The organism is Variovorax sp. P1_G12, from assembly GCF_056405555.1.
The window spans coordinates 1-21,239 of record NZ_JBFUBW010000002.1 but is presented as its reverse complement, the minus strand read 5'-3'; the positions used below and the strand labels follow the sequence as shown (position 1 = coordinate 21,239).

The 21,239-nt window shown below is 69.2% G+C and carries 21 protein-coding genes; 7 read left to right on the top strand and 14 right to left on the bottom strand.

The features are described 5' to 3' along the window. Positions 1-2 precede the first annotated feature (2 nt). The 5 genes from AC1D2O_RS02270 to AC1D2O_RS02250 are packed head-to-tail and all read left to right on the top strand — an operon-like array spanning position 3 to position 4,521. Positions 3-782, top strand: coding sequence for an amino acid ABC transporter ATP-binding protein (locus AC1D2O_RS02270; protein ID WP_478086089.1), 780 nt, complete (start codon positions 3-5; stop codon positions 780-782). A gap of 16 nt (positions 783-798) precedes the next feature. Continuing rightward, a complete protein-coding gene (locus AC1D2O_RS02265; RefSeq protein ID WP_478086087.1) occupies positions 799-1,533 on the top strand; it encodes a sugar phosphate isomerase/epimerase family protein in 735 nt (244 codons plus the stop codon). Further along, a complete protein-coding gene (locus AC1D2O_RS02260; RefSeq protein WP_478086085.1) occupies positions 1,533-2,492 on the top strand; it encodes a sugar kinase in 960 nt (319 codons plus the stop codon). Before AC1D2O_RS02265 ends, AC1D2O_RS02260 begins: the two co-directional genes overlap by 1 nt. Beyond that, positions 2,489-3,481 (top strand): 2-hydroxyacid dehydrogenase, encoded by a 993-nt coding sequence (locus AC1D2O_RS02255; RefSeq protein WP_478086083.1) that lies wholly within the window; start codon positions 2,489-2,491, stop codon positions 3,479-3,481. Before AC1D2O_RS02260 ends, AC1D2O_RS02255 begins: the two co-directional genes overlap by 4 nt. A 14-nt stretch (positions 3,482-3,495) precedes the next feature. Beyond that, positions 3,496-4,521 (top strand): LacI family DNA-binding transcriptional regulator, encoded by a 1,026-nt coding sequence (locus tag AC1D2O_RS02250; RefSeq protein WP_478086113.1) that lies wholly within the window; start codon positions 3,496-3,498, stop codon positions 4,519-4,521. 53 nt (positions 4,522-4,574) lie between these two features. On the opposite strand, the gene AC1D2O_RS02245 is transcribed toward AC1D2O_RS02250, so the two are convergent. The 6 genes from AC1D2O_RS02245 to AC1D2O_RS02220 form a co-directional block, all read right to left on the bottom strand. Further along, entirely contained in the window at positions 4,575-5,105 is a 531-nt protein-coding gene (locus AC1D2O_RS02245) for a hypothetical protein (RefSeq protein WP_478086081.1), read from the bottom strand. Positions 5,106-5,294: 189 nt separating this feature from the next. After that, positions 5,295-6,086 carry a cyclase family protein gene (locus tag AC1D2O_RS02240; RefSeq protein ID WP_478086079.1) on the bottom strand — a complete coding sequence of 264 codons (792 nt, stop codon included), beginning with the start codon at positions 6,084-6,086 and terminating at the stop codon, positions 5,295-5,297. Positions 6,087-6,118: 32 nt separating this feature from the next. Further along, complete coding sequence (locus AC1D2O_RS02235; RefSeq protein ID WP_478086078.1) at positions 6,119-6,520, bottom strand: RidA family protein; 402 nt, start codon at positions 6,518-6,520, stop codon at positions 6,119-6,121. After that, entirely contained in the window at positions 6,517-7,506 is a 990-nt protein-coding gene (locus AC1D2O_RS02230; RefSeq protein ID WP_478086077.1) for a Bug family tripartite tricarboxylate transporter substrate binding protein, read from the bottom strand. Before AC1D2O_RS02230 ends, AC1D2O_RS02235 begins: the two co-directional genes overlap by 4 nt. Positions 7,507-7,527: 21 nt before the next feature. Beyond that, on the bottom strand, positions 7,528-7,959 hold the full coding sequence (locus AC1D2O_RS02225; RefSeq protein WP_478086076.1) for a hypothetical protein: 432 nt from the start codon (positions 7,957-7,959) through the stop codon (positions 7,528-7,530). Next, positions 7,956-9,038, bottom strand: a complete 1,083-nt coding sequence (locus AC1D2O_RS02220; protein ID WP_478086074.1) for an aminotransferase class V-fold PLP-dependent enzyme — start codon at positions 9,036-9,038, stop codon at positions 7,956-7,958. The genes AC1D2O_RS02225 and AC1D2O_RS02220 overlap by 4 nt, the downstream gene beginning before the upstream one ends. An 89-nt stretch (positions 9,039-9,127) precedes the next feature. Between AC1D2O_RS02220 and AC1D2O_RS02215 the strand changes: the two genes are divergently transcribed. Together AC1D2O_RS02215 and AC1D2O_RS02210 are read left to right on the top strand one after the other, a co-directional pair. Beyond that, positions 9,128-9,820 carry a Crp/Fnr family transcriptional regulator gene (locus AC1D2O_RS02215; protein WP_478086073.1) on the top strand — a complete coding sequence of 231 codons (693 nt, stop codon included), beginning with the start codon at positions 9,128-9,130 and terminating at the stop codon, positions 9,818-9,820. Positions 9,821-10,039: 219 nt separating this feature from the next. Further along, on the top strand, positions 10,040-11,251 hold the full coding sequence (locus tag AC1D2O_RS02210; RefSeq protein WP_478156255.1) for a saccharopine dehydrogenase family protein: 1,212 nt from the start codon (positions 10,040-10,042) through the stop codon (positions 11,249-11,251). Positions 11,252-11,296: 45 nt separating this feature from the next. Here AC1D2O_RS02210 and AC1D2O_RS02205 read toward each other — a convergent pair whose 3' ends face one another. The 8 genes from AC1D2O_RS02205 to AC1D2O_RS02170 form a co-directional block, all read right to left on the bottom strand. Next, positions 11,297-12,880 carry an amidase gene (locus AC1D2O_RS02205; RefSeq protein WP_478156092.1) on the bottom strand — a complete coding sequence of 528 codons (1,584 nt, stop codon included), beginning with the start codon at positions 12,878-12,880 and terminating at the stop codon, positions 11,297-11,299. 48 nt (positions 12,881-12,928) lie between these two features. Beyond that, the gene (gene tynA / locus AC1D2O_RS02200; protein ID WP_478086067.1) at positions 12,929-15,235 is read right to left on the bottom strand and encodes a primary-amine oxidase; all 2,307 of its coding nucleotides are present in this window, start codon (positions 15,233-15,235) and stop codon (positions 12,929-12,931) included. Between the two features lie 125 nt (positions 15,236-15,360). Then, positions 15,361-16,350 (bottom strand): helix-turn-helix domain-containing protein, encoded by a 990-nt coding sequence (locus tag AC1D2O_RS02195; RefSeq protein WP_478086065.1) that lies wholly within the window; start codon positions 16,348-16,350, stop codon positions 15,361-15,363. 107 nt (positions 16,351-16,457) lie between these two features. Beyond that, entirely contained in the window at positions 16,458-17,891 is a 1,434-nt protein-coding gene (locus tag AC1D2O_RS02190) for an aldehyde dehydrogenase family protein (RefSeq protein ID WP_478156090.1), read from the bottom strand. A gap of 104 nt (positions 17,892-17,995) precedes the next feature. Beyond that, positions 17,996-18,808: a helix-turn-helix transcriptional regulator gene (locus AC1D2O_RS02185; protein ID WP_478086061.1), complete on the bottom strand. Its 813-nt coding sequence runs from the start codon at positions 18,806-18,808 to the stop codon at positions 17,996-17,998. 25 nt (positions 18,809-18,833) lie between these two features. Then, positions 18,834-19,289: an Lrp/AsnC family transcriptional regulator gene (locus AC1D2O_RS02180; protein ID WP_478086111.1), complete on the bottom strand. Its 456-nt coding sequence runs from the start codon at positions 19,287-19,289 to the stop codon at positions 18,834-18,836. Then, complete coding sequence (locus AC1D2O_RS02175; RefSeq protein WP_478086059.1) at positions 19,286-19,744, bottom strand: RidA family protein; 459 nt, start codon at positions 19,742-19,744, stop codon at positions 19,286-19,288. The genes AC1D2O_RS02180 and AC1D2O_RS02175 overlap by 4 nt, the downstream gene beginning before the upstream one ends. Next, positions 19,741-20,721: a transglutaminase family protein gene (locus tag AC1D2O_RS02170; protein ID WP_478086057.1), complete on the bottom strand. Its 981-nt coding sequence runs from the start codon at positions 20,719-20,721 to the stop codon at positions 19,741-19,743. Before AC1D2O_RS02170 ends, AC1D2O_RS02175 begins: the two co-directional genes overlap by 4 nt. Positions 20,722-21,239: the final 518 nt, after the last annotated feature.

Genomic DNA, 21,239 nt, shown 5'->3' with positions numbered 1-21,239 from the left:
CCATGACCGACGCAGTCACGACCGCCGCAGGCGCTGATCCGATCATCCGCATGGAGGCGGTGAACAAGTGGTACGGCAGCTTCCAGGTGCTGACCGGCATCGACCTGTCGGTGCGCACGGGCGAGCGCATCGTGATCTGCGGGCCCTCGGGCTCGGGCAAGTCGACGCTCATCCGATGCATCAACCGGCTCGAGACGGTGCAGAAGGGCCGCATCGTGGTCGACGGCATCGAGCTCACGGCCGGTGGCAAGAACGTCGACGCCGTGCGGGCCGAGGTCGGCATGGTGTTCCAGCAGTTCAACCTGTTCCCGCACCTCACGATCCTGCAGAACTGCACGCTGGCGCCGATGCGCTCGCGCGGCATGAGCAAGTTGCAGGCGGAAGAGGTGGCGATGAAGTACCTCACGCGCGTGCGCATTCCCGAGCAGGCGCAGAAGTACCCGAGCCAGCTCTCGGGCGGCCAGCAGCAGCGGGTGGCGATCGCGCGTGCGCTGTGCATGGCGCCCAAGATCATGCTGTTCGACGAGCCGACCTCGGCACTCGACCCCGAGATGGTCAAGGAAGTGCTCGACACCATGATCGGCCTGGCCGAGGACGGCATGACCATGCTGTGCGTCACGCACGAGATGGGATTCGCGCGAAGCGTGGCCGACCGGGTGATCTTCATGGCCGACGGCCAGATCGTCGAGCAGGGCCCGCCGGCCGAATTCTTCGGCCATCCCAAGCACGAGAAGACGCGGCAGTTTCTCGGACAAATCCTGAGTTCCCATCAAGCGCACTGACGCCGCGATCGACGACATGACGCCGGTATTGATTTCCCTTTCATCCTTCGGCGCCTCGGAGATCGGGCGCCACGGCCAGCTCTGGTGCGCGCAACTGGCGCGCGCCGCGGGCGCCGACAGCGTCGAGGTGCGCGGCGAACTGCTGCGCGACCCGTCCTCGGAGCTGCCCGCCATGGCCGGGCTGGCCTCGGTCTATTCCAGCCCCGAAGGCCTCTGGGCCGAAGGCGGCTGGCTCGACAGCGCCGCGCTGGCCCGCGGCATCGCCGCCGCGACCACGCTGGGCGCCAGGCGACTCAAGATGTCGATCGGCGACTTCGGTCCGGCCTCGCACGGTTCGCTGTGGGGATTGAAGGTGCAGCTCGCCGAGACCCGGGTCGAGCTCGTGATCGAGAACGACCAGACCGTCTCCGCCGGGACGCTGGCGGCGCTGCAGGCCTTCTTCGACGCGGCCGACCGCGCCGGGCTGGAGCTCGGCATGACCTTCGACATGGGCAACTGGCACTGGGTCGGCGAGTGTCCGCTGCAGGCGGCCCAGGCGCTGGGCCGCCGCGTGCGCTACGTGCACTGCAAGGGTGTGCAGCGGCTGCCGGCCAAGTGGGTGGCGGTGCCGCTGGCCGATTCGGTCGCGCCCTGGCGCGCCGTGCTGCGGGCGCTGCCGGCCGATGTGCCGCGCGCCATCGAATACCCTCTGGTCGGTGACGACCTGCAGGCCGTCACGCGCGACCAGATCACCCACATCCGCTCCCTCTGATGACGAACGCTGCCGCTGCCACCTTCGACGTCGCGCTGTTCGGCGAGGCCATGCTGCTGCTGGTGGCCGACCAGCCCGGGCCGATCGAGAACGCCACCGCCTTCCACAAGCGCACCGCGGGCGCCGAGACCAACGTTGCGATCGGCCTTTCGCGCCTCGGCCTGCGGGTCGGCTGGGCCAGCCGGCTCGGCACCGATTCGATGGGCCGCGCGCTGCTCGCCACCATGCAGGGCGAGGGCATCGACTGCTCGCACGTGATCAGCGATGCGGCCCAGCGCACCGGCTTCCAGTTCAAGGGCCGCGTGACCGACGGCAGCGATCCGCCGGTCGAATACCACCGCAAGGGCTCGGCCGCCAGCCACATGGGTCCGGCCGACGTCGACGAGGCCTGGCTGCGCTCGGCGCGCCACCTGCACGCCACCGGCGTGTTCGCGGCGATCTCCGACACCAGCCTGCAGGCGGCCATCAAGAGCATGGACGTGATGCGCACGGCCGGCCGCACGATTTCCTTCGACCCCAACCTGCGCCCGACGCTGTGGTCGTCGCCGGAGACCATGCGGCACTGGATCAACGACCTGGCGGCGCGCGCCGACTGGGTGCTGCCGGGCCTGGAGGAGGGCCTGTTCCTCACCGGTGAAAGCACGCCCGAGGGCGTGGCGCATTTCTACCGGGCACGCGGTGCCCGGCTGGTGGTCGTGAAGCTCGGTGCCGAAGGCGCCTACTACGACAGCGATGTCGCGGGCAGCGGCCGAGTCGAAGGCTTCCCTGTGAAGGACATCGTCGACACCGTGGGCGCCGGCGACGGCTTCGCGGCCGGCGTGGTCAGCGCGCTGCTCGAAGGCAAGGCGGTGCCCGATGCGGTGCGGCGCGGCGCCTGGATCGGCGCCCGCGCGGTGCAGGTCCTCGGCGATACTGAGGGCCTGCCGACTCGCGCAGAACTCGAGGAGGCCGGACTGTGACTGCTGCCCGCAAGAACGTGCTGGTGTTTCGCGAGCTTCCCGACGACCAGCTCGCGCGCCTGCAGGCGGTGCACGAGGTCACGGTCGCCAATCCACGCCTGCCGGCGCAGCGCGCGGCCTTCGACGCGGCGCTCGCCAAGGCCCATGGCCTGATCGGCTCCAGCTACCCGGTCGACGACGCGCTGCTGGCGCGCGCGCCGCAGCTCGAAGTGGTGTCCAGCGTTTCGGTCGGGGTCGACAACTATGCGCTGGCGTCGCTGCACGCGCGCGGCATCACCTTGTGCCACACGCCCGGCGTGCTCGACGAGACCGTGGCCGACACCGTGTTCGCCCTGCTGATGGCCACCAGCCGGCGCGTGGTCGAGCTCTCGAACCTGGTGCGGGAAGGCCGCTGGACGAAGAACATCGGCGAGGATCTGTTCGGCTTCGACGTCCACGGCAAGACCTTGGGCCTGCTGGGCTTCGGCCGCATCGGCCAGGCGGTTGCGCGCCGGGCCGCGCTCGGATTCGGCATGCCTGTGCTCTATCACGCGCGCCGGCCGGTGGACCTGGCCGCGCAGGCGCCCGAGCTGCAGGGCCGTGCCGCGCACACGCCGCTGGACGAGCTGCTGGCCCGCGCCGACTTCGTGGTCGCGATGCTGCCGCTGTCGGACAGCACGCGCGGCATGGTCGATGCGAAGTTCTTCGCCGCGATGAAGCCGGGTGCCATCTTCATCAACGGCGGCCGCGGCGCCACGGTGCAGGAAGACGCGCTGCTCGCCGCACTCGACCACGGCACGCTGCATGCGGCCGGCCTCGACGTCTTCGCGACCGAGCCGCTGCCCGCGGATTCGCCGCTGCGCACCCATGCGCGCGTGACCCCGCTGCCGCACATCGGCTCGGCCACGCACGAGACCCGGCATGCGATGGCCGAGCTCGCGACGACCAATCTGCTGCAGGCACTGGCCGGCGAGTGCCCCACGGCCGTCTACGACACCGCATCCGCTTGAGCGCCCGAACCTCCATGCAGCGTCCGGCCCGCGCCACCATCGCCGACGTCGCCAAGGCGGCCGGCGTCTCCAAGGCGACGGTCTCGCGGTTCCTGAATCATCGCGAGCGGCTGCTGAGTCCCGACATCGCGGCCCGCGTCGAGGCCGCGGTCGCGCAACTGGCCTACACGCCGAGCCCGATGGCGCAGGCCCTGAGCCACGGCCGATCGCGCCTGATCGGCCTGATCGTGGCCGACATCACCAATCCGTATTCGGTGGCCGTGCTGCGCGGCGCGGAGAAGGCCTGCCAGGAAGCCGGCTACCTCGTGATGCTGTTCAACCTGGGCAACGACATCGACCGCGAGCGCGAGGCCATCGATGCGTTGGCCGGCTACCAGGTCGATGGCTTCATCCTCAACACGCTGGGTCGCGGCGCCGGGCTGGTCGACGCCGACGCGCTGCATGGCAAGCCTGCCGTGCTGGTGGACCGGCGCCATGCGGGCATGCACACGGACTTCGTGTCGCTGGACAACCCCGCGGCCATGCGCGCGGCCTGCGGCCACCTGGTCGAAGGCGGCTACCGCGAGCTGCTCTACATCACGGAGCCGCAGAAGGGCGTGAGTTCGCGGCGCGAGCGCACGGCGGCCTTCGGGGCCTGCATCGCGGCGCACGAGCCGCGCGTGGCCGGCGAGGTGTGCGAATGCACAGGTGACGACAGCGAGGGCCTCGATGCCGCGCTGCGCGCCCTGCACAAGCGCGCCAAGCGCGGCAAGCGTGCCGCGGTGCTGGCGGGCAATGCGGTCGTGACCTTGCGCGTGGCCGCGGCGATGGCGCGGCTGGGCTTGCGCTTCGGAATCGATATCGGCTTCGTCGGTTTCGATGACGCCGAATGGGCACCGCTGATCGGCCCCGGGCTGAGCGCCATCGCGCAGCCCACCGAGGACATCGGCCGGGTCGCGGCGACCTGCCTGCTCGAACGCCTGCGAGGACTGGAAGGGCCGGCGCGCCAGTTGCTGCTGCCGGGGCAGTTGGTGGTGCGGGGATCGTCGAGCAGCGCTTGACGCGCGCTTGTCCATCGCGCCATCGCGCCGTGGACTGAGCGGCGCGCTCCGACCTATCGAATGACCGCGCGACGGTAGCTCCGCCGTGCGACGCCGGCGTACGACACGGGCGTCATGGGCATGCCGATGACGTCGATGAACACCGAGACCTCCGCTCCCTTGGCCGGCATGTTGCCCTGCAGGACCTTGATCGTGTAGGACAGGGCGGAGCCTTTCAGTACGGGCGTCTGCAGGATCGCTATCACTTGCCGCATCGACTTGCCTTCGATGATGGAGATGTCGGCATTGGGCGGATCCGAAAGAAAGCTGTCCTTGCCCTTGCTCCAGAAGGGAACGAATGCTGCCGTCTTCATGTTTCCGGCGATGTGTTCAGGGCGGTCGGAGAAGAACACCGTGATCGGGCTCACATCCTTCAGCGTCAGTTTGCCGTTCGTCTTGTCGTAGGTCATGCTGTTCGCCGTCTGCACGAACAGGAAGTCGGCCGGCTTCGCCGGCGCATCGGCGCCCTGTGCCCTGGCGGTCTCGAGTGCGGGAGTCGAGGCGAGCAAGGTCGCGGAGGTCACGAAAACGCGTCGGGTCGTCATGAAGATTCCCCCTACGTGGTTGAAAGAAGCTGCAATTCCTGGGAGCCTGTCCCACAGGGGCAGCATGTCCGAGGTTGACCCTCGAATTGTTGACGTGCGTCAATTCGGACACGGATCAAGTGAAACCGAATGAGAGTTCCGGACCGCCCCGCCGCGAAGGATGGGCGCCGCCGGCGAGCGGATGGGCGGCTAGCCGCCCGGATCGCCCTCGACCAGCGCCAGCACCCGCAACGGACTGCCCGAGCCCGCTTGGATCTTCAACGGCGCAGAGACGATCAGCGCTCCCGTCGGCGGCAACTGGTCAAGGTTCTTCAGGCACTGCAGCCCATAACGGTTGGCGCCATGCATCAGGGTGTGGCACGGATAGGCCAGCGGCCAGCCATGCGATTGACCCGCATCGGTGTTGATCGTCTCGACGCCGAAGCCATGCACGTTGCGCTCGCGGATCAACCACTCGACCGCCTCCTGCGTCGGCCCCGGCGTATGGGCGCCGTCGTCGCGCATGTTGACGAAGGCGACCGGGTCGGCGATCCGCTTCGACCAGTCGGTGCGAAGCAGCACCCATGCGCCTTCGGGAATGCGGCCGTGGCGCACTTCCCAGGCCTGCAGGAAATCCACCGTCAGCAGCCAGTCGGCATCCTCGGCGACCTCGGCGCTGGCATCGACCACCACCGCCGGCGCGATGAAGTTGCCGGTGTCGATGGTGTCGACCGTGTTGCGCGGATGGTCCTTGCCCGTCACCCAGTGCGCGGGCGCATCGAAGTGCGTGCCGGTGTGCTCGCCGCAGGTGAAGTTGTTCCAGTACCAGCCAGGGCCGGCCTCGTCGTAGCGCGAGATGCGCTCCATCTTGAAGGCGGCGACCTGGCCGAACTGCGGCGGCAACTGCAGCGGCGGGAAGTCCTCGCTCAGGGTGTGGGTGAGATCGATCGTGCGGACCGACCGGTCGCGCATGGCCGTGGCCAGCTGGGTCAGGAGGTTCATCGTGGCTTCCAATCAGACGGGGAAAAGGAGACTCAGGCGCGGCGCCGGGCGGTGACTTCGAGTTCGACCTTGGCGCCCTCGACCGCCAATGCGCTGCACAGCGTGGTGTTGGCCGGGCGGTTGGCGCCGAAGCGGCGCTTGAGCACACCGCTGACCGCGATCACATCGCCGCGATCGGGCACATAGACCCGCACGCGCAGCACGTCGGCCAGGCTGGCCCGCGCCTGCGCCAGTGCGCTTTCGATGGTGTCGAGCGCGACATCGCACTGCTGCTCGACGGTGGCCGGAAACTCGCCGGTGGCGAAAACCTGGCCCAGCGTGCCCGAGACGAAGATCCAGTCGCCGTCGACCACGGCGCGCGAGTAGCCGGCCAGCTCCTCCCAGCGGGAGCCGCTCTGGATGAACGTGCGTGGCGTGTCGGAGTCGATGCTCATTGCGCCTTGAACCCCGAGTCGCGGATCACCTTGCCCCAGCCGCGCGAGGCATCGACCACCCACTGCTCGACCTCCTTGGCCGGCGCCGGCGTCACCTCGTTGCCCATCTTGGCCAGCCGTTCCTGCAGGTCGGGCTGAGCCAGGGCGATCTTCATCGCGCGGTCGAACTGATCGACGAATTCGACCGGCAAGCCCTTCGGCCCGAAGAAGGCCAGCCACGGGTTCTTGTCGATGCCGCTGTAGCCCAGTTCGAGGAAAGTCGGGATCTCGGGCGCGGTCTTGCTGCGCACCTGGCCCGAACTCGCGAGAATGCGCACCTTGCCGGCGCGGTGGTACTCGATCAACTCGGTCATCGAGGCAATGCCGATCGGAATCTGGCCCGCGAGCAGGTCCTGCACCATCGGAGCGCCACCCTTGTAGGGCACCGAGTTCATCGTGACGCCGAAGGACTTGCCGACGATGTGGCCGATGAACTGCGGCACGCTGCCGGCTGCCGGGATGCCGTAGTTGGCCTCGTTCGGATGGGCCTTCACCCAGGCGCCGAGCTCGGCCATGGTCTTGACGTCGGTGGCGGCGCTGACCGCGAGCACGTTGTAGTAGGAGGCCACGCCGGCCAGCGCCGTGAAGTCGGCCACCGGGTCGTAGCCGGCGGCGGCGAGGGTCAGCGGAATGATCACTTGCGTGTGGTCGATCGACAGCATGATGGTCGAGCCGTCGGCCGGCGCGGCCTTGAGCAGCTGGGCGGCGATCTGCCCGCCGGCCCCGGGCTTGTTGTCGACCACGAACACCTGGCCGTTCATGGCCTTGCCGAGCTTGTCGATCACGGCGCGCGCCACCACGTCGGTGGCGCCGCCCGGCGGAAAGCCCACCAGCACGCGGATGGGTCCCGTGTAAGCCTTGGTACTCGCGTGGGCGCCCCAGGGAGACGAGAGCGCGGGGGCGAGCAGGGCCGCCGTGAAGGCCTGGCCGAAATGACGTCGGTTCATGATCTCTTCCTCATCGTGGTGTCAAAGAACTTGCGGACCGGGTGGCGCAGCCTGGTGCTCCAGGCGTGCCTGGATCAGGAGCACTTCCAGCTCGTGGCAACGCACCAGGCGCAGCCAGCGGGCGTCATCCATGTCGGGCGTGCGCGACGCATGCAGGCTGATCCGGCAGCCGTCCGGATCGACTTCCACCACGGCGTGGATGCGCGGGCTCAGCGCATCGGGCGCGCCGCCCACGTGGTAGCTCACTGTCATGCGGGCCTCGTCGACGACCGGGCGCACCCAGCTCGGCGTGTCGTCGAACAGCGAGTGGCCGCGCACCATGCCGCCGCCGACCGCCTCGGTCTGCCAGCAGCCCAGGGCCCATTGGCCGAGCGCCAGGCCATCGCAAAGGAAGTCCAGGGCCTGCTGCGTGCTCGCGCGGCAGTGGACCGAAGCGCTGTGGGTGGCCGTCATCGCGTCAGGCGAGCCAGCGCGCGCAGGGCGCCCACGACGTCGTCGGCCGTGTTGTAGAAGTGCGGCGCGATCCGGATCACGTCGTTGCGCGCCGAGACCACGTAGCCCGACTGCAGCATCTGCGCTTCGACCGCGGCGGCGTTGGCGATGCGGATCGCGGTGTTCGCGCCCTTGGCGGCGGGGTCCAGGGGGCTCGCGACCTCGAGGTCCAGGCGCGCCGCCTCCTCGATGGCCACGGCCGACAGCTGCTGCAGGTAGGCCTCGATCGCCGGCACACCGATCTCGTTGAGCAGGGCCATGCTGGCGCGCGCGACGCTGGCGCACATCATGGGCGGCGTGCCGGTGTTGAAACGCGTGGCGCTGTCGGCGAAATCGAGCTGCGCGGGATCGAAGGCGAACGGGTTGACGCGGCCGAACCAGCCGGTGACCGTGGGCACGAGCTGCCGCGCCAGCGCAGGCCGCACATAGAGAAACGCGATGCCCGGAATGCCCAGCAGGTACTTCTGGGCACCGGCGGCCAGGATGTCGACCTCCTGGGCGCGGACGTCGATCGCGATCGAGCCGGCGGACTGGTAGGCATCGACGAACTGGATCGCGTCGTGCGCGCGCGCAGCCCGGCCGGTGGCCGCGATGTCGACGATCTGGCCGTCATAGAAGCAGGCCTGCGACACCGACACCAGTGCCGTGCGGTCGTTGACCGCCGCCGCGACCCGTGCGGTGGTGTCGGTGCGGCCCGCCTCGGCCGGAACCAGGCGGACCTGCGCGCCGCGCGGCTGCTGTGCCAGCCAGACGTGGCAGATCGAGGGAAAGTCCAGCGTGCTCGTGACGACGTCGGGGCGTCCGCCGTCGAAGCGCAGCGCCGAGGCGATCGCCGACGCGGCATCCGACACGCTGCCCAGCACCGCGATGTCCTCGACATCGGCGTGGATCATGCGTGCGAACTCGGCGCGCGCCAGGGCCACCTGGTCCATCCAGTAGCCCCAGTCGGCGCCGCGGCGCACCCAGACGTCGAGGTACTCGTCGATGGCCTGACGCACCGGCAGGCTCAGCGCGCTTTGCGAGCAGCTGGACAGCTGCACCGCGTTGTCCAGGATGGGAAAAAGCTTTCGGTATGAGGAGAATGGATGTTTCATGAAACTGCCCGCCGGGACGATGGGACTTCGAGGCGATGAACAAGAACGCAGAGACGACGGCTTCCCCTTCGGCGTGGATCGAGGTGCCGCATTTCCGCTGGGAGATGCTGATGGCGCAGGGCGCGCCGCGGGTGGACTTCCGCAAGGGGCAGACCCTGTTCTCGCAGGGCGACGCCGTGACCCATGTCCACGTCGTCGAGCAGGGCCGTGTCCGGCTGGTGCTGCTGTCGGAGGCCGGCCACGAGAAACACCTGGCCATCGTCGGCACGCAGGGGATGGTCGGCGAATGCAGCGCGTTCCTGGACGGCCGGCATTCGGTCACCGCGGTGGCCTCGTCGGACGTGGTCACGCGGCAGGTGGCGCTGGCCCAGCTGCTGCAGTCCATGGCGCGCGACGACGCGTGCATGCGCCAGGTGCTCTGGCTCATGAATGTCAAGCTGCGCGTGCTGGCGCACCAGAACCTGCTGTTGAGCCAGGCGACGGCGACCCAGCGGGTGGTCCATCACCTGGTGCAGTTGGCCGGCACCTACGGCGAGGCGCAAGGGCAGGGCGTCGCGATACGGATCTCGTTCACCCACCAGGAGATGGCCAACCTCGCCGGCTTGAGCCGGGTCATGACCTCCAACGTGCTGATGCAGCTGCAGGAGCAGGGCCTGATCGAGATGGTCAAGTCGCATTGCGTGATTCGAGAGATGCAGGCGCTGAGGCAGCGGGCCGTGGTCTTGTGAAGGACATCGGGTCGATGGCGATCCAGTGTAGGAACGGCTCGCGGCGCCGTATGTCAACGGCTTTACAAGCCGGCATCTTTTTCTCGCCGTGCCCGGCTTGCGGCGCTGGCTGACCTTTCGATCGTCCGGGCCGTCGTTTCGTCCGTGCAGGGCGGTCCTTCGACGCAATGGCGGCTTCCGCCTGACGGCGGGGCCTCCTAGAGTCTGTTCTTGCATTCGATGGATGCCAGGGAGGACCCGATGATCTCGATTCGCAACGTGCTGGTGCTGGGGGCCGGCAAGGTGGGTGGCACGGTGGCCGACATGCTGGCCGACTACCACCGGATTCCGGTCACGCTCGCCGACCGCGAACCCCCGCGGCGCGCGCTGGACGACCGGCTGGTGCGGCGCACGGTGCTCGATGTCGGGGACGACGCAGCGCTGGCGGCGGCATTGGCCGGGCACCAGCTGCTGATCAACGCGCTGCCTTTCCAGCAGGCCGGGCGCGTCGCGGCGGCCGCGCGCGCGCTCGGTGTGCACTACCTCGACCTGACGGAGGATGTCGCGGCCACCCACGTCATCCGTGGCCTGGCCGACGGGGCCGACACGGTGCTGATGCCGCAGTGCGGCCTGGCGCCCGGCGTGATCGGCATGCTGGGGGCCCACCTCGCCGGCCGGTTCGACGAACTGCACGACCTGCATCTGCGCGTCGGCGCTCTCTCTCGCCACGCCACCAACGGCCTGCGCTACAACTTCACCTGGAGCATCGACGGCCTCATCAACGAATACTGCCATCCTTGCGCGGCCATCGTGCAGGGCCAGCCCGTGTCGGCGCAGCCCCTCGAAGGGCACGAGACATTGGTGCTCGACGGCGACACCTACGAAGCCTTCAACACCTCGGGCGGGCTCGGCACGCTGTGCGAGACGCTGGCGGGCCGCGTGCGCAACCTCGACTACAAGACGCTGCGCTACCCGGGCCACCGCGATGCGATGGCGCTGCTGCTGCACGACCTGCGGCTGGCCGAGCGGCGGGACCTGCTGCGGCAGGTGCTGGAGTACGCCGTGCCGCACAGCCGGGAAGACGTGGTGATCGTGTTCGCCTCGGCGTCCGGCCTGCGTGGCGGGCGCCTCGAGCAGGAAACGCGCATGGCCCGCATCCAGGGCGGCCGCCTGCGCGGCGTGGACCGCACCGCGATCGAACTCGCCACCGCGGCGGGCGTGGTCGGCGTGTTCGAGCTGCTGCGCACAGGCCGCCTGCCGGCGCGCGGTTTCGTGGGGCAGGAGCGGGTGGCGCTCGAGGCCTTCCTGGCCACCCGCGTCGGCAGCTGCTTCGCCGCGCTCGGCGAACCGGGTGGCGGCGCGGCGCCGGCCGGCCCGCATCGCGGCGCCACTTTCGCCCATGCTTGGCCGCCTCAGGCGCGACGTCGCGCACGCAAGGAGCCACAAGCATGAACGCCGCTGGCGCAGGGCATCCGGTTCGATTGACCCGTGTCGTCTTCAGGCGAGCAGCGGGCTGCGCCTTGCCGTGTACTTCGACGCCAGCTCGTAGGCGTTGCCGATCTGGAGCACTGCCAGATCCGCCTGCGCGCGGCCCATCACCTGGAGACCGATCGGCAGCCCGCCCGGACCGAAGCCGGCCGGCACGCTCAGCACCGGCACGCCGGCCAGCGTGCCGCCGACGACGACCTCCATCCATCGGTGGTAGGTGTCCATCGTCCTGCCGTTGACGCTCTTGGGCCAGTCCAGCTTGGCATCGAAGGGAAACACCTGCGCCGATGGCAGCACCAGGTAGTCGTAGCTCTGGAACAGCGTGTTGAGCGCCTGGTACCACGCGCTGCGATCGATGGAGGCGCGGTAGACGTCCGCGCCCGAGACCTTGAGGCCCTTCTCGACTTCCCAGACGGCTTCGGGCTTCATCATGGCTCGCGTCTTCGGATCGGCATAGAGCCCGCCGGCCACGCCCGCGACGAGGAAGCCGCGCAGCGTGAGCCAGGTCTTCCACAGGCGCTCCATCGAGAAATCGGGCTGAACCGCTTCCACCGTGCAGCCGATGGTCTCGAAGTGCTTGAGCGCCTGGGTGCAGGTGTCGAGCACGCCGGGCTCCATCGGCAGGTAGCCGTTGTAGTCGCCCATCCAGCCGATGCGCGCGCCTTTGAAGTCCTTGGCCAGCGGCCTGGTGAACATCGCCGGGTCCTGGTCGATCGACAGCGGCACGCGGGCGTCATGGCCGGCCTGCACCGACAGCAGCATCGCGAGATCCGCCACGCTGCGGCCCATCGGGCCTTCGTAGCCGAGCTGTTGCATGAAGACCTCGTTGGTCGGGCCGTAGGGCACGCGCCCGAACGAAGGCCGGAAGCCGAAGACATTGTTCCACCCGGCCGGGTTGCGCAGCGATCCCATCATGTCGCTGCCGTCGGCCACGGGAAGCATGTTCAATGCCAGCGACACGGCGGCGCCGCCGCTGCTGCCGCCCGCGCTCTTCGTCGGATCGAAGGCATTCAGCGTAGTGCCGAACACGGCGTTGTAGGTGTGCGAGCCGAGCCCGAATTCCGGCGTGTTGGTCTTGCCGATCAGGATCGCGCCGGCCTTGCGCGCCCGCTCGACGACGATGGCGTCGGTCTTCGGCACGTAGTCCTTGAGGATCGGCGAACCTTGCGTGGTGACGATGCCGGCCGTGGCCGCGAGGTCTTTGGGCGCTTGCGGAAAGCCGTGCATCCAGCCGACACTGCGGCCTTCGTTCTTCGCTGTCGCCAGCTGGGCGTCGCGCTGCCGGGCCTGCGTGAGCAGCCCTTCGCGCGCCTGCAGCGAGACGATGGCGTTGACCGTCGGATTGAAGCGGTCGACCTGCGCCAGATAGGCGTTCATCACCTCCACGCACGAGACGCTGCGCGATTGGATGGCGCGCGACAAGGCGATGGCCGACCAGCCGGTGATCTCGCCGGCGGGCCGGGTGACCGGACTCGCGCCCTGGGCCAGCGCAGCCAGCGGTGTGGTCGCGAGCAGGGCGGCGCCAGCCTTGAGGAAGTCGCGACGATCCGTGGTCGCGCCGCCGAGGGATGGCGATGGGTCGAAGTCTTGCATGGGATGTCCTCGTGGTCTGGATGTTGGAATGGAGGTGAAGCGAGCGGCTCACTTGGCCGGCTGGTTCAGCCCGAGCGTGGGCGTCTCGTCGAAGTAGTTCCAGGGCTTCAGCAGCGCGTGGACCCATTCGGTCGGCATGATCGGCCACTCCTCGGCGCGCGCGACGTGGGTGGTGCCGGTGGTCAGCCAGACCACGTTGTCGGTGTTCACGATCGGCTGGTCGTCGGCGGTGAACTGGCCGAGGCCGGTGTCCTTGCCCGAGCGGTTGGGATACTTGCCTTCGGGGAACTTCTCCTGCGGGTCGTAGCGCGTGACCCAGATCTGGCGGTCCATGAAGCTCAGGCGGTGGTTGATCCACTCGTCCTTGGCAAAGTTGGCGCCCTTGGCGATCGGGTGCGTGCCGCCCGCGTAAGGAATGAGCTGGTACGAGACCGGATTGCCGACCTTGTTGAGCCGGTTCGGGTTGCTCAGGAGACGGATGGTCGACGCATCGAACTTCTGAGCTGCCGCCTTCTCGCTCGCCACCGTGCGCTGCACGGTCTGCATGGTGCTGGTGCGTGGCCCGCCGCGCGTGTTCTTCTCGACCACCGGGTCGATCTCGGTCAGCGAGTTGGCCTCGCCATCGACGTCGAGGTCGAGCCGGAAGTTGTAGATGTGCTGGTGCGTGGTGCCGACGATGTTGTGGTCGAGCAAGGTGCCGTAGCGCGTGTCTTCGGCGGCGGTTGGATCCTGCATGGTGCGCGCCTTGACGCCCTTCACGGCCTCGATGCCGGTCGCGCCGGCGTTGATGCCGATGGTGCCGTTCTCGGCGAAGACCCAGTCGAACATGTAGTCGTAGTTGCCGACGGTGCTGATCCAGCGCACCACCAGTTCACGCCGCTCGGTGCTGACGTTGGGTTTGCCCATCTCCTGGTGCTTGAACTCGGGGCCGGCATAGCGCTCGAACACCGCGATCGCGTTGGGCACCTTGGCCGGAGCGCCCGCGTAGTCGGCCAGCGTGGCATCGAGCAGCACCGCGTTGTCGGGCGCGTCGCGGCCGCGCGCGATCGGCGAAGTCAGCGTGCCCATGCCGTACTCGCCCGAATCGAGGTAGGCCTTGAAGTACCAGCCCACGTCGGGGTCGCCGTAGGGCACGATCATGCCGCCGAGCGAGCCTTCGTACATGACCTTGCGGCGCGTGCCGCGGTCGTTGTAGGTGACGGTCGAGAGCACCAGCCCGACGCGCGAATCGAGCCGCACATGGAAGTCCCAGTTGCGCCAGTGCAGCGTGTTGCCGCTGATGGTGTAGTTCTTGCCCTCGGGCTCGGTGATCTCCAGCGGCTTGGGCGCGGGGGACGCGCTGCGGTCGCGGCCGTCGTAGGGCGTCGGCTTGAGCGGCACCGGGATCACGCCCTGGTCCTCGATCTTCACGACCTTCTTGTGCTCGAGGTCCACCACCGCGACCAGGTTCTCGATCGGGTGGGCCCAGTAGTTGCCGTCGCCCACGTCAAGGTAGCTCACGACCTTGAGCAGGCGTTGCTCCTGCTTCAGTTCGTCCTTGCCGTCGAAGTAGCCGACCGTCAGCGGCGTCGCGACCACCTTCCTCACGTCGTGGATGTCACGCTTGCGCAGCGCCTGCGCGTACTCGGGGCTGCCTTCGATGGCCGATTGCACCGTGGCGAAGTCGTCGAGCAGAACCATGCCGTGCGCGCCCTCGATGGGCTTCCAGCTCGTGACGCTGCGCGCCGCGAGGTCGATCGTGCCTTCGATCAGCTTCTTGCCGTCGAGCACCACCACCGAGGCCTGGCGGGGCGCGCGCACGGGCTGGCCGGTGAGCGCGAAGTTCCATGCTTCGTCCTTCGGGGGCGTCTTCAGCGTGATCTCGGTGAAGCGGTAGCCGGGCTGGTAGCGGCCGGAGGACTTGAGGATCGCGACGACCGCCTGGATCTCGTCGGCGGTCAGCGGGTTGAGCGGACTCGGCGTGCGCTCCACCGCAAAGGTCTTGTCCAGCCCCGACTGGAATACCTGGTTGATGAAATCGTGCGACACATAGGCCGTGTTGGCCCGCATCGTCACCGGCACGTCGAGCTGCACCGGCTGTCCGTTCACCATGGCGGTGCGCGAACCCGGCTTGACCCGCACCAGCATGCTGTTGCGCGAAATCGTGAAGACGTTGGCGAAGCCGTCCCAGCGCACCGCGGCACCGAAGTCCTCCAGCGTCTTCTTCAGCGGCACCATGTGCGCCGCGCCGCCATGGGCGTGCGCGGGCGGTGCGAAGGTCGTGAGCGCGGCGCAGGCCGCGAGCACCGCGATGGCCGTCAGTGCGGCGGCGCGCTGGCGCAGAGGGCGGGAATCTGAAAACTGTGGATGCTGCATCGAAGTCCTGCGTCGCTGTGGGAGTGGTTTCGACGGAGGTTACGAGGCAGTGCACGGGGCCCGTTATCCCGATTCGGCAAGACTTCGCCCGGGGCCTCGAACGACCTCCACGGGCCGCAAGCCGGTCAGTGGGTGGTCAGCATGCCGGTCGGCATGGCCCTGGCGGCACCGCGCGCGCGGGTCGCCGAGGGCAGTTCGCCGAAGTGCTGGCGGTAGTCCGCCGCGAAGCGCGACAGGTGCCAGAAGCCCCAGCGCGCCGCGACGTCGCCCACCGTCTCGTCGCTGTGCGCGAGCAGTTCGCCGCGCACGCGGTTCAGGCGCATCACGCGCAGGTAGGTCACGGGGCTCAGGTGCAGGATCTCTTCGAACGCGTATTGCAGCGCTCGGCGCGAGGCGCAGGTGGCCTGGCACAGGTCGGGCACGGTGATCGCCTCGTCGGCATGGGCGTGCATGTAGTCGCGCGCGGCGTAGAGGATGCGCCGTCGCGCGGCGGCGCTGGGCCGCACGCTCGCTTCGTGGCGATCGCCGGCCACGCCGTCGAGCATCGCCTCCGAGAGCGAGAGCGCCAGCATGCGCTGCGCTGCGGGCTCCTGCAGCAGCGCAGGCTGCAGCCGCGCGAGCGCGAGCGCGGAATCGACGAGTTGCTTCATCCCGGCCTGGACGGCCGCAGACGAAGCCAGCACGCACGGGCCTTGCAATGGCTGCGCGACCTGCTCGCCGCCGCGCAACTGGGCGGCCAGTGCCGACAGGTGCGCGGTGTCGATGGAGATGCCGATCACATCCATGCCCGCGCCCGCGATCAGGTCGAATTCGGAACCGGACGACACGGCGATCATGCGGTCGCGTTCGAGCGCATGGCCGCAGAACCAGCCGGCCTCGGTCACGGGATGCATCAGGCCGACCGTGAGCGTCCCGGCGCGCGGCATACCGCACTGGAAAACCGCGCGGCTCGCAGTCTCCGCGAACACCTGCACCGGTCCCACGCGCAGGTCCTCCACGTGGCCGCTGAAACGGCCGGCAGAGATCTGCTCGTACTTCTGGTCCCAGGCGCTCAGCCCGGCGGCATGCTCGTCCGCATCGCGGGTGTCGAGGGTGGTGTAGCAGACGTCTTCCATGGCGGTATCCGGACGGATTCGGCGCAAGAAGCGTGCCGCAGGCCCCGGCGTTTCGGAAGCCGGATTACCCTGATGGTCGGGTTTCTGCCGCTCGTTTTGGCACGCCGTTACTTCTTGATGCTGATGACGCGCGGCTGCGTGACCGACTTGAGGCCGTCGATGCCGAATTCCACCCCCCAGCCCGAGCGCTTGACGCCGCCGAAGGGCACCATGGGATGGATCGCGCCATGCTGGTTGATCCACACGGTGCCGGCCCGGATGCGCGAGGCGACCGCTCTGGCCTTGTCGATGTCGGCGGACCAGACGGAGGCGCCGAGTCCGGCGTCGAGCCGGTTGGCGCTCGCGATCGCGGATTCGAGGTCGCTGTAGCGAATGACCGGCAGCACCGGGCCGAACTGCTCCTCGTCCACCAGGCGGCTGCCGTCGGCGATGTCGGTGACCAGCGTCACCGGATAGAAGTGGCCCGGACCGCCGGGCGCCTTGCCGCCGCAGACAATGGTCGCTCCGCCTGCCCTGGCGTCCTCGACCAGCGCCACCACCTTGTCGTACTGCATGCGGTTCTGGATCGGGCCGATCACGGTACCGGCCGCCAATCCGTTGCCCATCGGCATGGCTTGCGCGAGCGCCTTGAGCTCGGCGACCACGGCGTCGTGCAGGCTGTCGGGCACGTACAGCCTCTTGGCGCAGGCGCAGGTCTGGCCCATGTTGAGGAAGGCGCCCCAGAAGAGCCCCATCGCGATCGCCTTCGGATCGGCATCGGGCAGCACGATCGCGGCGTCGTTGCCGCCCAGTTCCATCGTCGTCGGCGTGAGATTGCGCGCCGCCGCCGCGGCGATGCGCGCGCCGGTGGCGTTCGAGCCGGTGAACATGATCTTGTCGATGCCGCTGTTCTCCACCAGGGCGGCGCCGACATCGCCGCCGCCGGTCACGGTGTTCAGCACGCCGGGCGGCAGCACCTCCGCCATGATGCGGACCATCTCCAGCGTGCCGATGCTCGTGTATTCGGAGGGCTTGAGCACCACCGTGTTGCCGGCGCGCAGGGACGGGACGATCTGCCAGATGGCGATCAGCAGCGGCCAGTTCCAGGGCGCGATCGCGGCGACCACGCCGAAGGGCTGGCGGTGCATTTCGTCACGCCGCGTGGCGTCCTCGAAGACGACTTCCACCGGCAGCTCGAGGCTCGCGGGCACCTGTGTCCAGACTTCGCAGCCCCAGAGCTCGAAGCGCGCGCCGGGTACCTGGTCGGGACCGACGCCGCCGAGCGGCTTGCCCTGTTCGCGCGTCACCCATTCGGCGAGGTACTCGGAATTGGCCTTGATGGCTTGCGCGACCTGCATCAGCAGCGCCTGGCGTTCGGCGTCGGGACGTGCGGCCCATGCGGGCTGCGCGGCGCGCGCCGCGGCGACGGCTTCGGCCACCTGTTGCGGCGTGGCGTGCGGCACCAGGCCCAGCGTCTCGCCGGTGGCGGGGTTCTTCGATTCGAAAGTGCGGGCGGCGGCGGCGGCGGGGCGGCCGTTCACGGTGTTCTGAAAGGTTCTCACGGGGTGTCTCCAGACGGTGGATGGTGGCCCGCGCAGTCTAGGGAGCGCGCCCGCGCTGCTCCATCGCGAAGATTCGCGATAGGGTTCACCCCCATGGAGCGCCGTCAGTGGGGCAGGTGGACCGACAGGGCGCCCGCGAGGCGTGCGGTCGAGGACACGCCCAGCTTGTCGCGCGCGCTGCGCAGCTGGTGGTCGACGGTCGAGAAGGAGCGCTTGAGTTCGCGCGCGATCTCCTTGTAGCTCATCCCGGTGGCGGCCATGCGCGCGACCTTCAGCTCGGCCGGCGTGAGTCCGGCGAGGGCCGCAGGATCGGGAGCGGTTGCAGCGTCGCGCGCATCGTTGAGCGAGCGTGCCGCCGTCAGCACCGGCGTGAGCACGGCGCGTGCGAGCAGCGGAAGTTGGGCGAAGGCCTCGGAGCGCCAGGCCGTGCGGGGCTCGATCCAGTCCGCGCACAAGAGGCCGAGCGAGCGTGCGCCGTCGTGCAGCGACACGGCCAGCTTGGTGCGGGTGCCGATGGTGCCGAGCTGAGCACGCATCTGCGGCCCGAAGCGCGCATCGCTCGCGATGTCGCCGAACACCACCACGCCCTCGGCGGCCCAGACGGCGGCCAGGCTCGGATCGCGGGCATCCATCGCGAATCCGACCACCGAAGGCACGGCACCGCCAGGGCGCAGCGATTCGGCCAGCGGCGCATACAGCGCCTGCCCGGGTTCGGCGAAGCCGCCATCCACCCGATCGGCGTCGAGCAGTTCGCGCAGGCACTCCAGGCCCACGCGCCAGCACTGGAGCGGGTCTTCGACGTACAGCAGCATCTGCGCCGCGAACTCGCGGGCCGGGCGCCAGGGAAGCGCGCGGCGGTCGTCGAGCAGACTGCCGCGCAGTCGGCGTTGGGTCTGGAGCACGTCGTCGCTGTGCATCGGATGGGTTCCCCGGGGTCCGGGATTATGGCGCCACCGCGCTGCGCCGATCGATCTTGCGGCTCAGCACCACCGAGGTGTGCGTGTGCTGGATGCCTTCGATCAGGCCGATGCGGTCGAGCAGCGCGTCGAGCTGCTCGTTGGTCTCGCAGCGCAGGGCCAGCATGTAGTCGTACTGGCCGCTGACGGCCGAGAGTTCCTCGACCTCGGGCAGCCGTTCGAGCGCGCGGACCACCGCGGCGCCGGCCTTCGGCGCCACACTGAGCCCGCAGTAAGCGCGCACGGCGGCGTGTTCGAGACGCTGGCCGAGCCGCACGCCATAGCCGGCGATCACGCCGTCGCGCTCCAGCCGCGCGATGCGGGCGACGACCGTGGTGCGCGCCATGCCCAGCTTGCGCGCCAGCGTCGCGGCGGGCTCGCGGGCGTTGGCCTGGAGCAGGCTCAGCAGGTGGCGGTCGGTGTCGTCCAACGAACTGCTTATTCGATTTCGGCGATCAGTTCGATCTCCACGCAGGCACCCATCGGGATCTGCGCGACGCCGAAGGCGCTGCGCGCGTGGGCGCCCTTCTCGCTGCCGAAGACCTCGGCCATGAACTCGCTCGCGCCGTTGGTCACCAGGTGCTGCTCGGTGAAGGTGCTGGTCGAATTGACCAGGCTCATGAGCTTGACGATGCGCTTGACCTTGTTCAGGTCGCCGACCGCCGCGTGCAGGGTGCCGAGCAGGTCGATCGCGATCGCGCGCGCGGCCTGCTTGCCTTCGTCGGTGCCGAGCGTGGCGCCGAGCTGGCCGACCCAGGGCTTGCCGTCCTTGCGGGCGATGTGGCCCGAGAGGAACACCAGGTTGCCGGTGCGCGCGAAGGGCACGTAGGCAGCGGCCGGGGTGGCCACGGGCGGCAGGGTGATGCCGAGGCGGGACAGCGTGTCGTAGACGTTCATGAGGACTCCTTGTTCCGGGTTTGAGATTGGGATTGCGATTGCGATTGCGATTGGGACTGTGCGATCCGAACGGCTTCGTCCTTCAGCTCCTCGAGCGGCCGCACGGTGACCCTGACATCCAGCGTGTGCCGGGCCCCGCCATGCAGCACGCCGCGCATCGGCGAGACGTCGGAGTAGTCGCGGCCGATGGCCAGCGTCACGTAGTCCTCGCCGGGCTGGCGGCCGTTGGTCGGGTCGAAGTCGGCCCAGTCGCCGGGGCCGTCGGTGCCCGGCAGGTAGAGCGACACCCAGGCGTGGGAGGCATCGGCGCCGATCAGGCGCGGGCGGCCGGGCGGGGGCTGGGTCAGCAGGTAGCCGCTCACGTAGCGCGCCGGCAGGCCCAGGGTGCGCAGGCAGGCGATCATGATGTGGGCGAAGTCCTGGCAGACGCCCTTGCGCTGCGCCAGGGCCTCGATTGCCGGCGTGCTGATCTCGGTGCTCTCGGCGTCGTATTCCAAGTCGCGGAACATGCGCAGCGTGAGGTCCATCGCCGCGTCGAAGGCCGGCCGGCCCGGTGCGAAGCTGGGCCGCGCGTAGGCGGCGAAGTCGTCGTGCCGCGGCACGTAGCGCGACGGGAAGACGAACTCGGAGGCCGGGTCGTAGCCCGAGTCCTTGACGTAGCGGAAGCGCTCCCGCACCTCTTCCCACGGCAGCTCGGGCGCCGCCGCCGGCGACAGCACGGGCGGCGCGGTCTCGACCACGCTCTCGGCGGTCACCACCAGCTCGTCGTGCGTCGACTCGAGCGCGAAGAAGGCGCGCGCATTGCCGTAGACATCCGGCGACTCCTCGTGCAGGGCGGGCGTCGGCCTGATCGTCAGCGCATGGCTTACGAGGCGTTGCGACACGGTGTTCAGCGGCTTCAGGTGCGCCAGGTGCTGCGCCGTCTCGACCGGCGGCGCGTAGTCGTAGCGGGTGGCGTGGGTGACGTGGAGCAGCATAAGGCAGAGCTTACAGCCGCCCGCGGAGGGCGGGCACGAGGGGTCAAGAATTGGGCTTGGGGTTTTTCTCCAAGCGGAACTCCAAGGAGGGATGTTGGTTGTGCGCCAGGCTTGTTTCCCTCGGAAGCGCGCCCGGCACGCGGTACGGGCCCGCCGACCCCACTGCGCCGGCCCTTCGGGCTGCCTTGCGGTGCTCGCTTCAGGCGGGGTCCGCGCAAACTCGCTGCGCTCAAACACGCGCGGCCCTTATCCGCCTGAAGCTGCGCTCCTCAGCGGCGCAGAGGGGATCGCCCGTCCCGCACCGCATGCCGGGCTTCGGGGTGTGCGAGCCGCCCCTGCGCCTCCAACGTCCAATGCAACCCCAACGTGTCCACGGCGGTGGGCGGTAGGCCCCGGGCCGGCCGTTGAGGCACCGCCGAGCAGCGCAGCGGTGCGCGGATCAGGGCTCGCGACTGTTTGAGTGGAGCGCAGCGGAGCGAGTTTGAGCGAGACCCCGCGTACCGTGAGCAGCGCAGGGC

Coding starts and splice junctions, on each gene's coding strand:
- AC1D2O_RS02270 (WP_478086089.1), top strand. CDS start 3: ATGACCGACGCAGTCACGACCGCCGCAGGCGCTGATCCGATCATCCGC.
- AC1D2O_RS02265 (WP_478086087.1), top strand. CDS start 799: ATGACGCCGGTATTGATTTCCCTTTCATCCTTCGGCGCCTCGGAGATC.
- AC1D2O_RS02260 (WP_478086085.1), top strand. CDS start 1,533: ATGACGAACGCTGCCGCTGCCACCTTCGACGTCGCGCTGTTCGGCGAG.
- AC1D2O_RS02250 (WP_478086113.1), top strand. CDS start 3,496: ATGCAGCGTCCGGCCCGCGCCACCATCGCCGACGTCGCCAAGGCGGCC.
- AC1D2O_RS02245 (WP_478086081.1), bottom strand. CDS start 5,105: ATGACGACCCGACGCGTTTTCGTGACCTCCGCGACCTTGCTCGCCTCG.
- AC1D2O_RS02240 (WP_478086079.1), bottom strand. CDS start 6,086: ATGAACCTCCTGACCCAGCTGGCCACGGCCATGCGCGACCGGTCGGTC.
- AC1D2O_RS02235 (WP_478086078.1), bottom strand. CDS start 6,520: ATGAGCATCGACTCCGACACGCCACGCACGTTCATCCAGAGCGGCTCC.
- AC1D2O_RS02230 (WP_478086077.1), bottom strand. CDS start 7,506: ATGAACCGACGTCATTTCGGCCAGGCCTTCACGGCGGCCCTGCTCGCC.
- AC1D2O_RS02225 (WP_478086076.1), bottom strand. CDS start 7,959: ATGACGGCCACCCACAGCGCTTCGGTCCACTGCCGCGCGAGCACGCAG.
- AC1D2O_RS02215 (WP_478086073.1), top strand. CDS start 9,128: ATGAACAAGAACGCAGAGACGACGGCTTCCCCTTCGGCGTGGATCGAG.
- AC1D2O_RS02210 (WP_478156255.1), top strand. CDS start 10,040: ATGGATGCCAGGGAGGACCCGATGATCTCGATTCGCAACGTGCTGGTG.
- AC1D2O_RS02205 (WP_478156092.1), bottom strand. CDS start 12,880: ATGCAAGACTTCGACCCATCGCCATCCCTCGGCGGCGCGACCACGGAT.
- tynA (WP_478086067.1), bottom strand. CDS start 15,235: ATGCAGCATCCACAGTTTTCAGATTCCCGCCCTCTGCGCCAGCGCGCC.
- AC1D2O_RS02195 (WP_478086065.1), bottom strand. CDS start 16,350: ATGGAAGACGTCTGCTACACCACCCTCGACACCCGCGATGCGGACGAG.
- AC1D2O_RS02185 (WP_478086061.1), bottom strand. CDS start 18,808: ATGCACAGCGACGACGTGCTCCAGACCCAACGCCGACTGCGCGGCAGT.
- AC1D2O_RS02175 (WP_478086059.1), bottom strand. CDS start 19,744: ATGAACGTCTACGACACGCTGTCCCGCCTCGGCATCACCCTGCCGCCC.
- AC1D2O_RS02170 (WP_478086057.1), bottom strand. CDS start 20,721: ATGCTGCTCCACGTCACCCACGCCACCCGCTACGACTACGCGCCGCCG.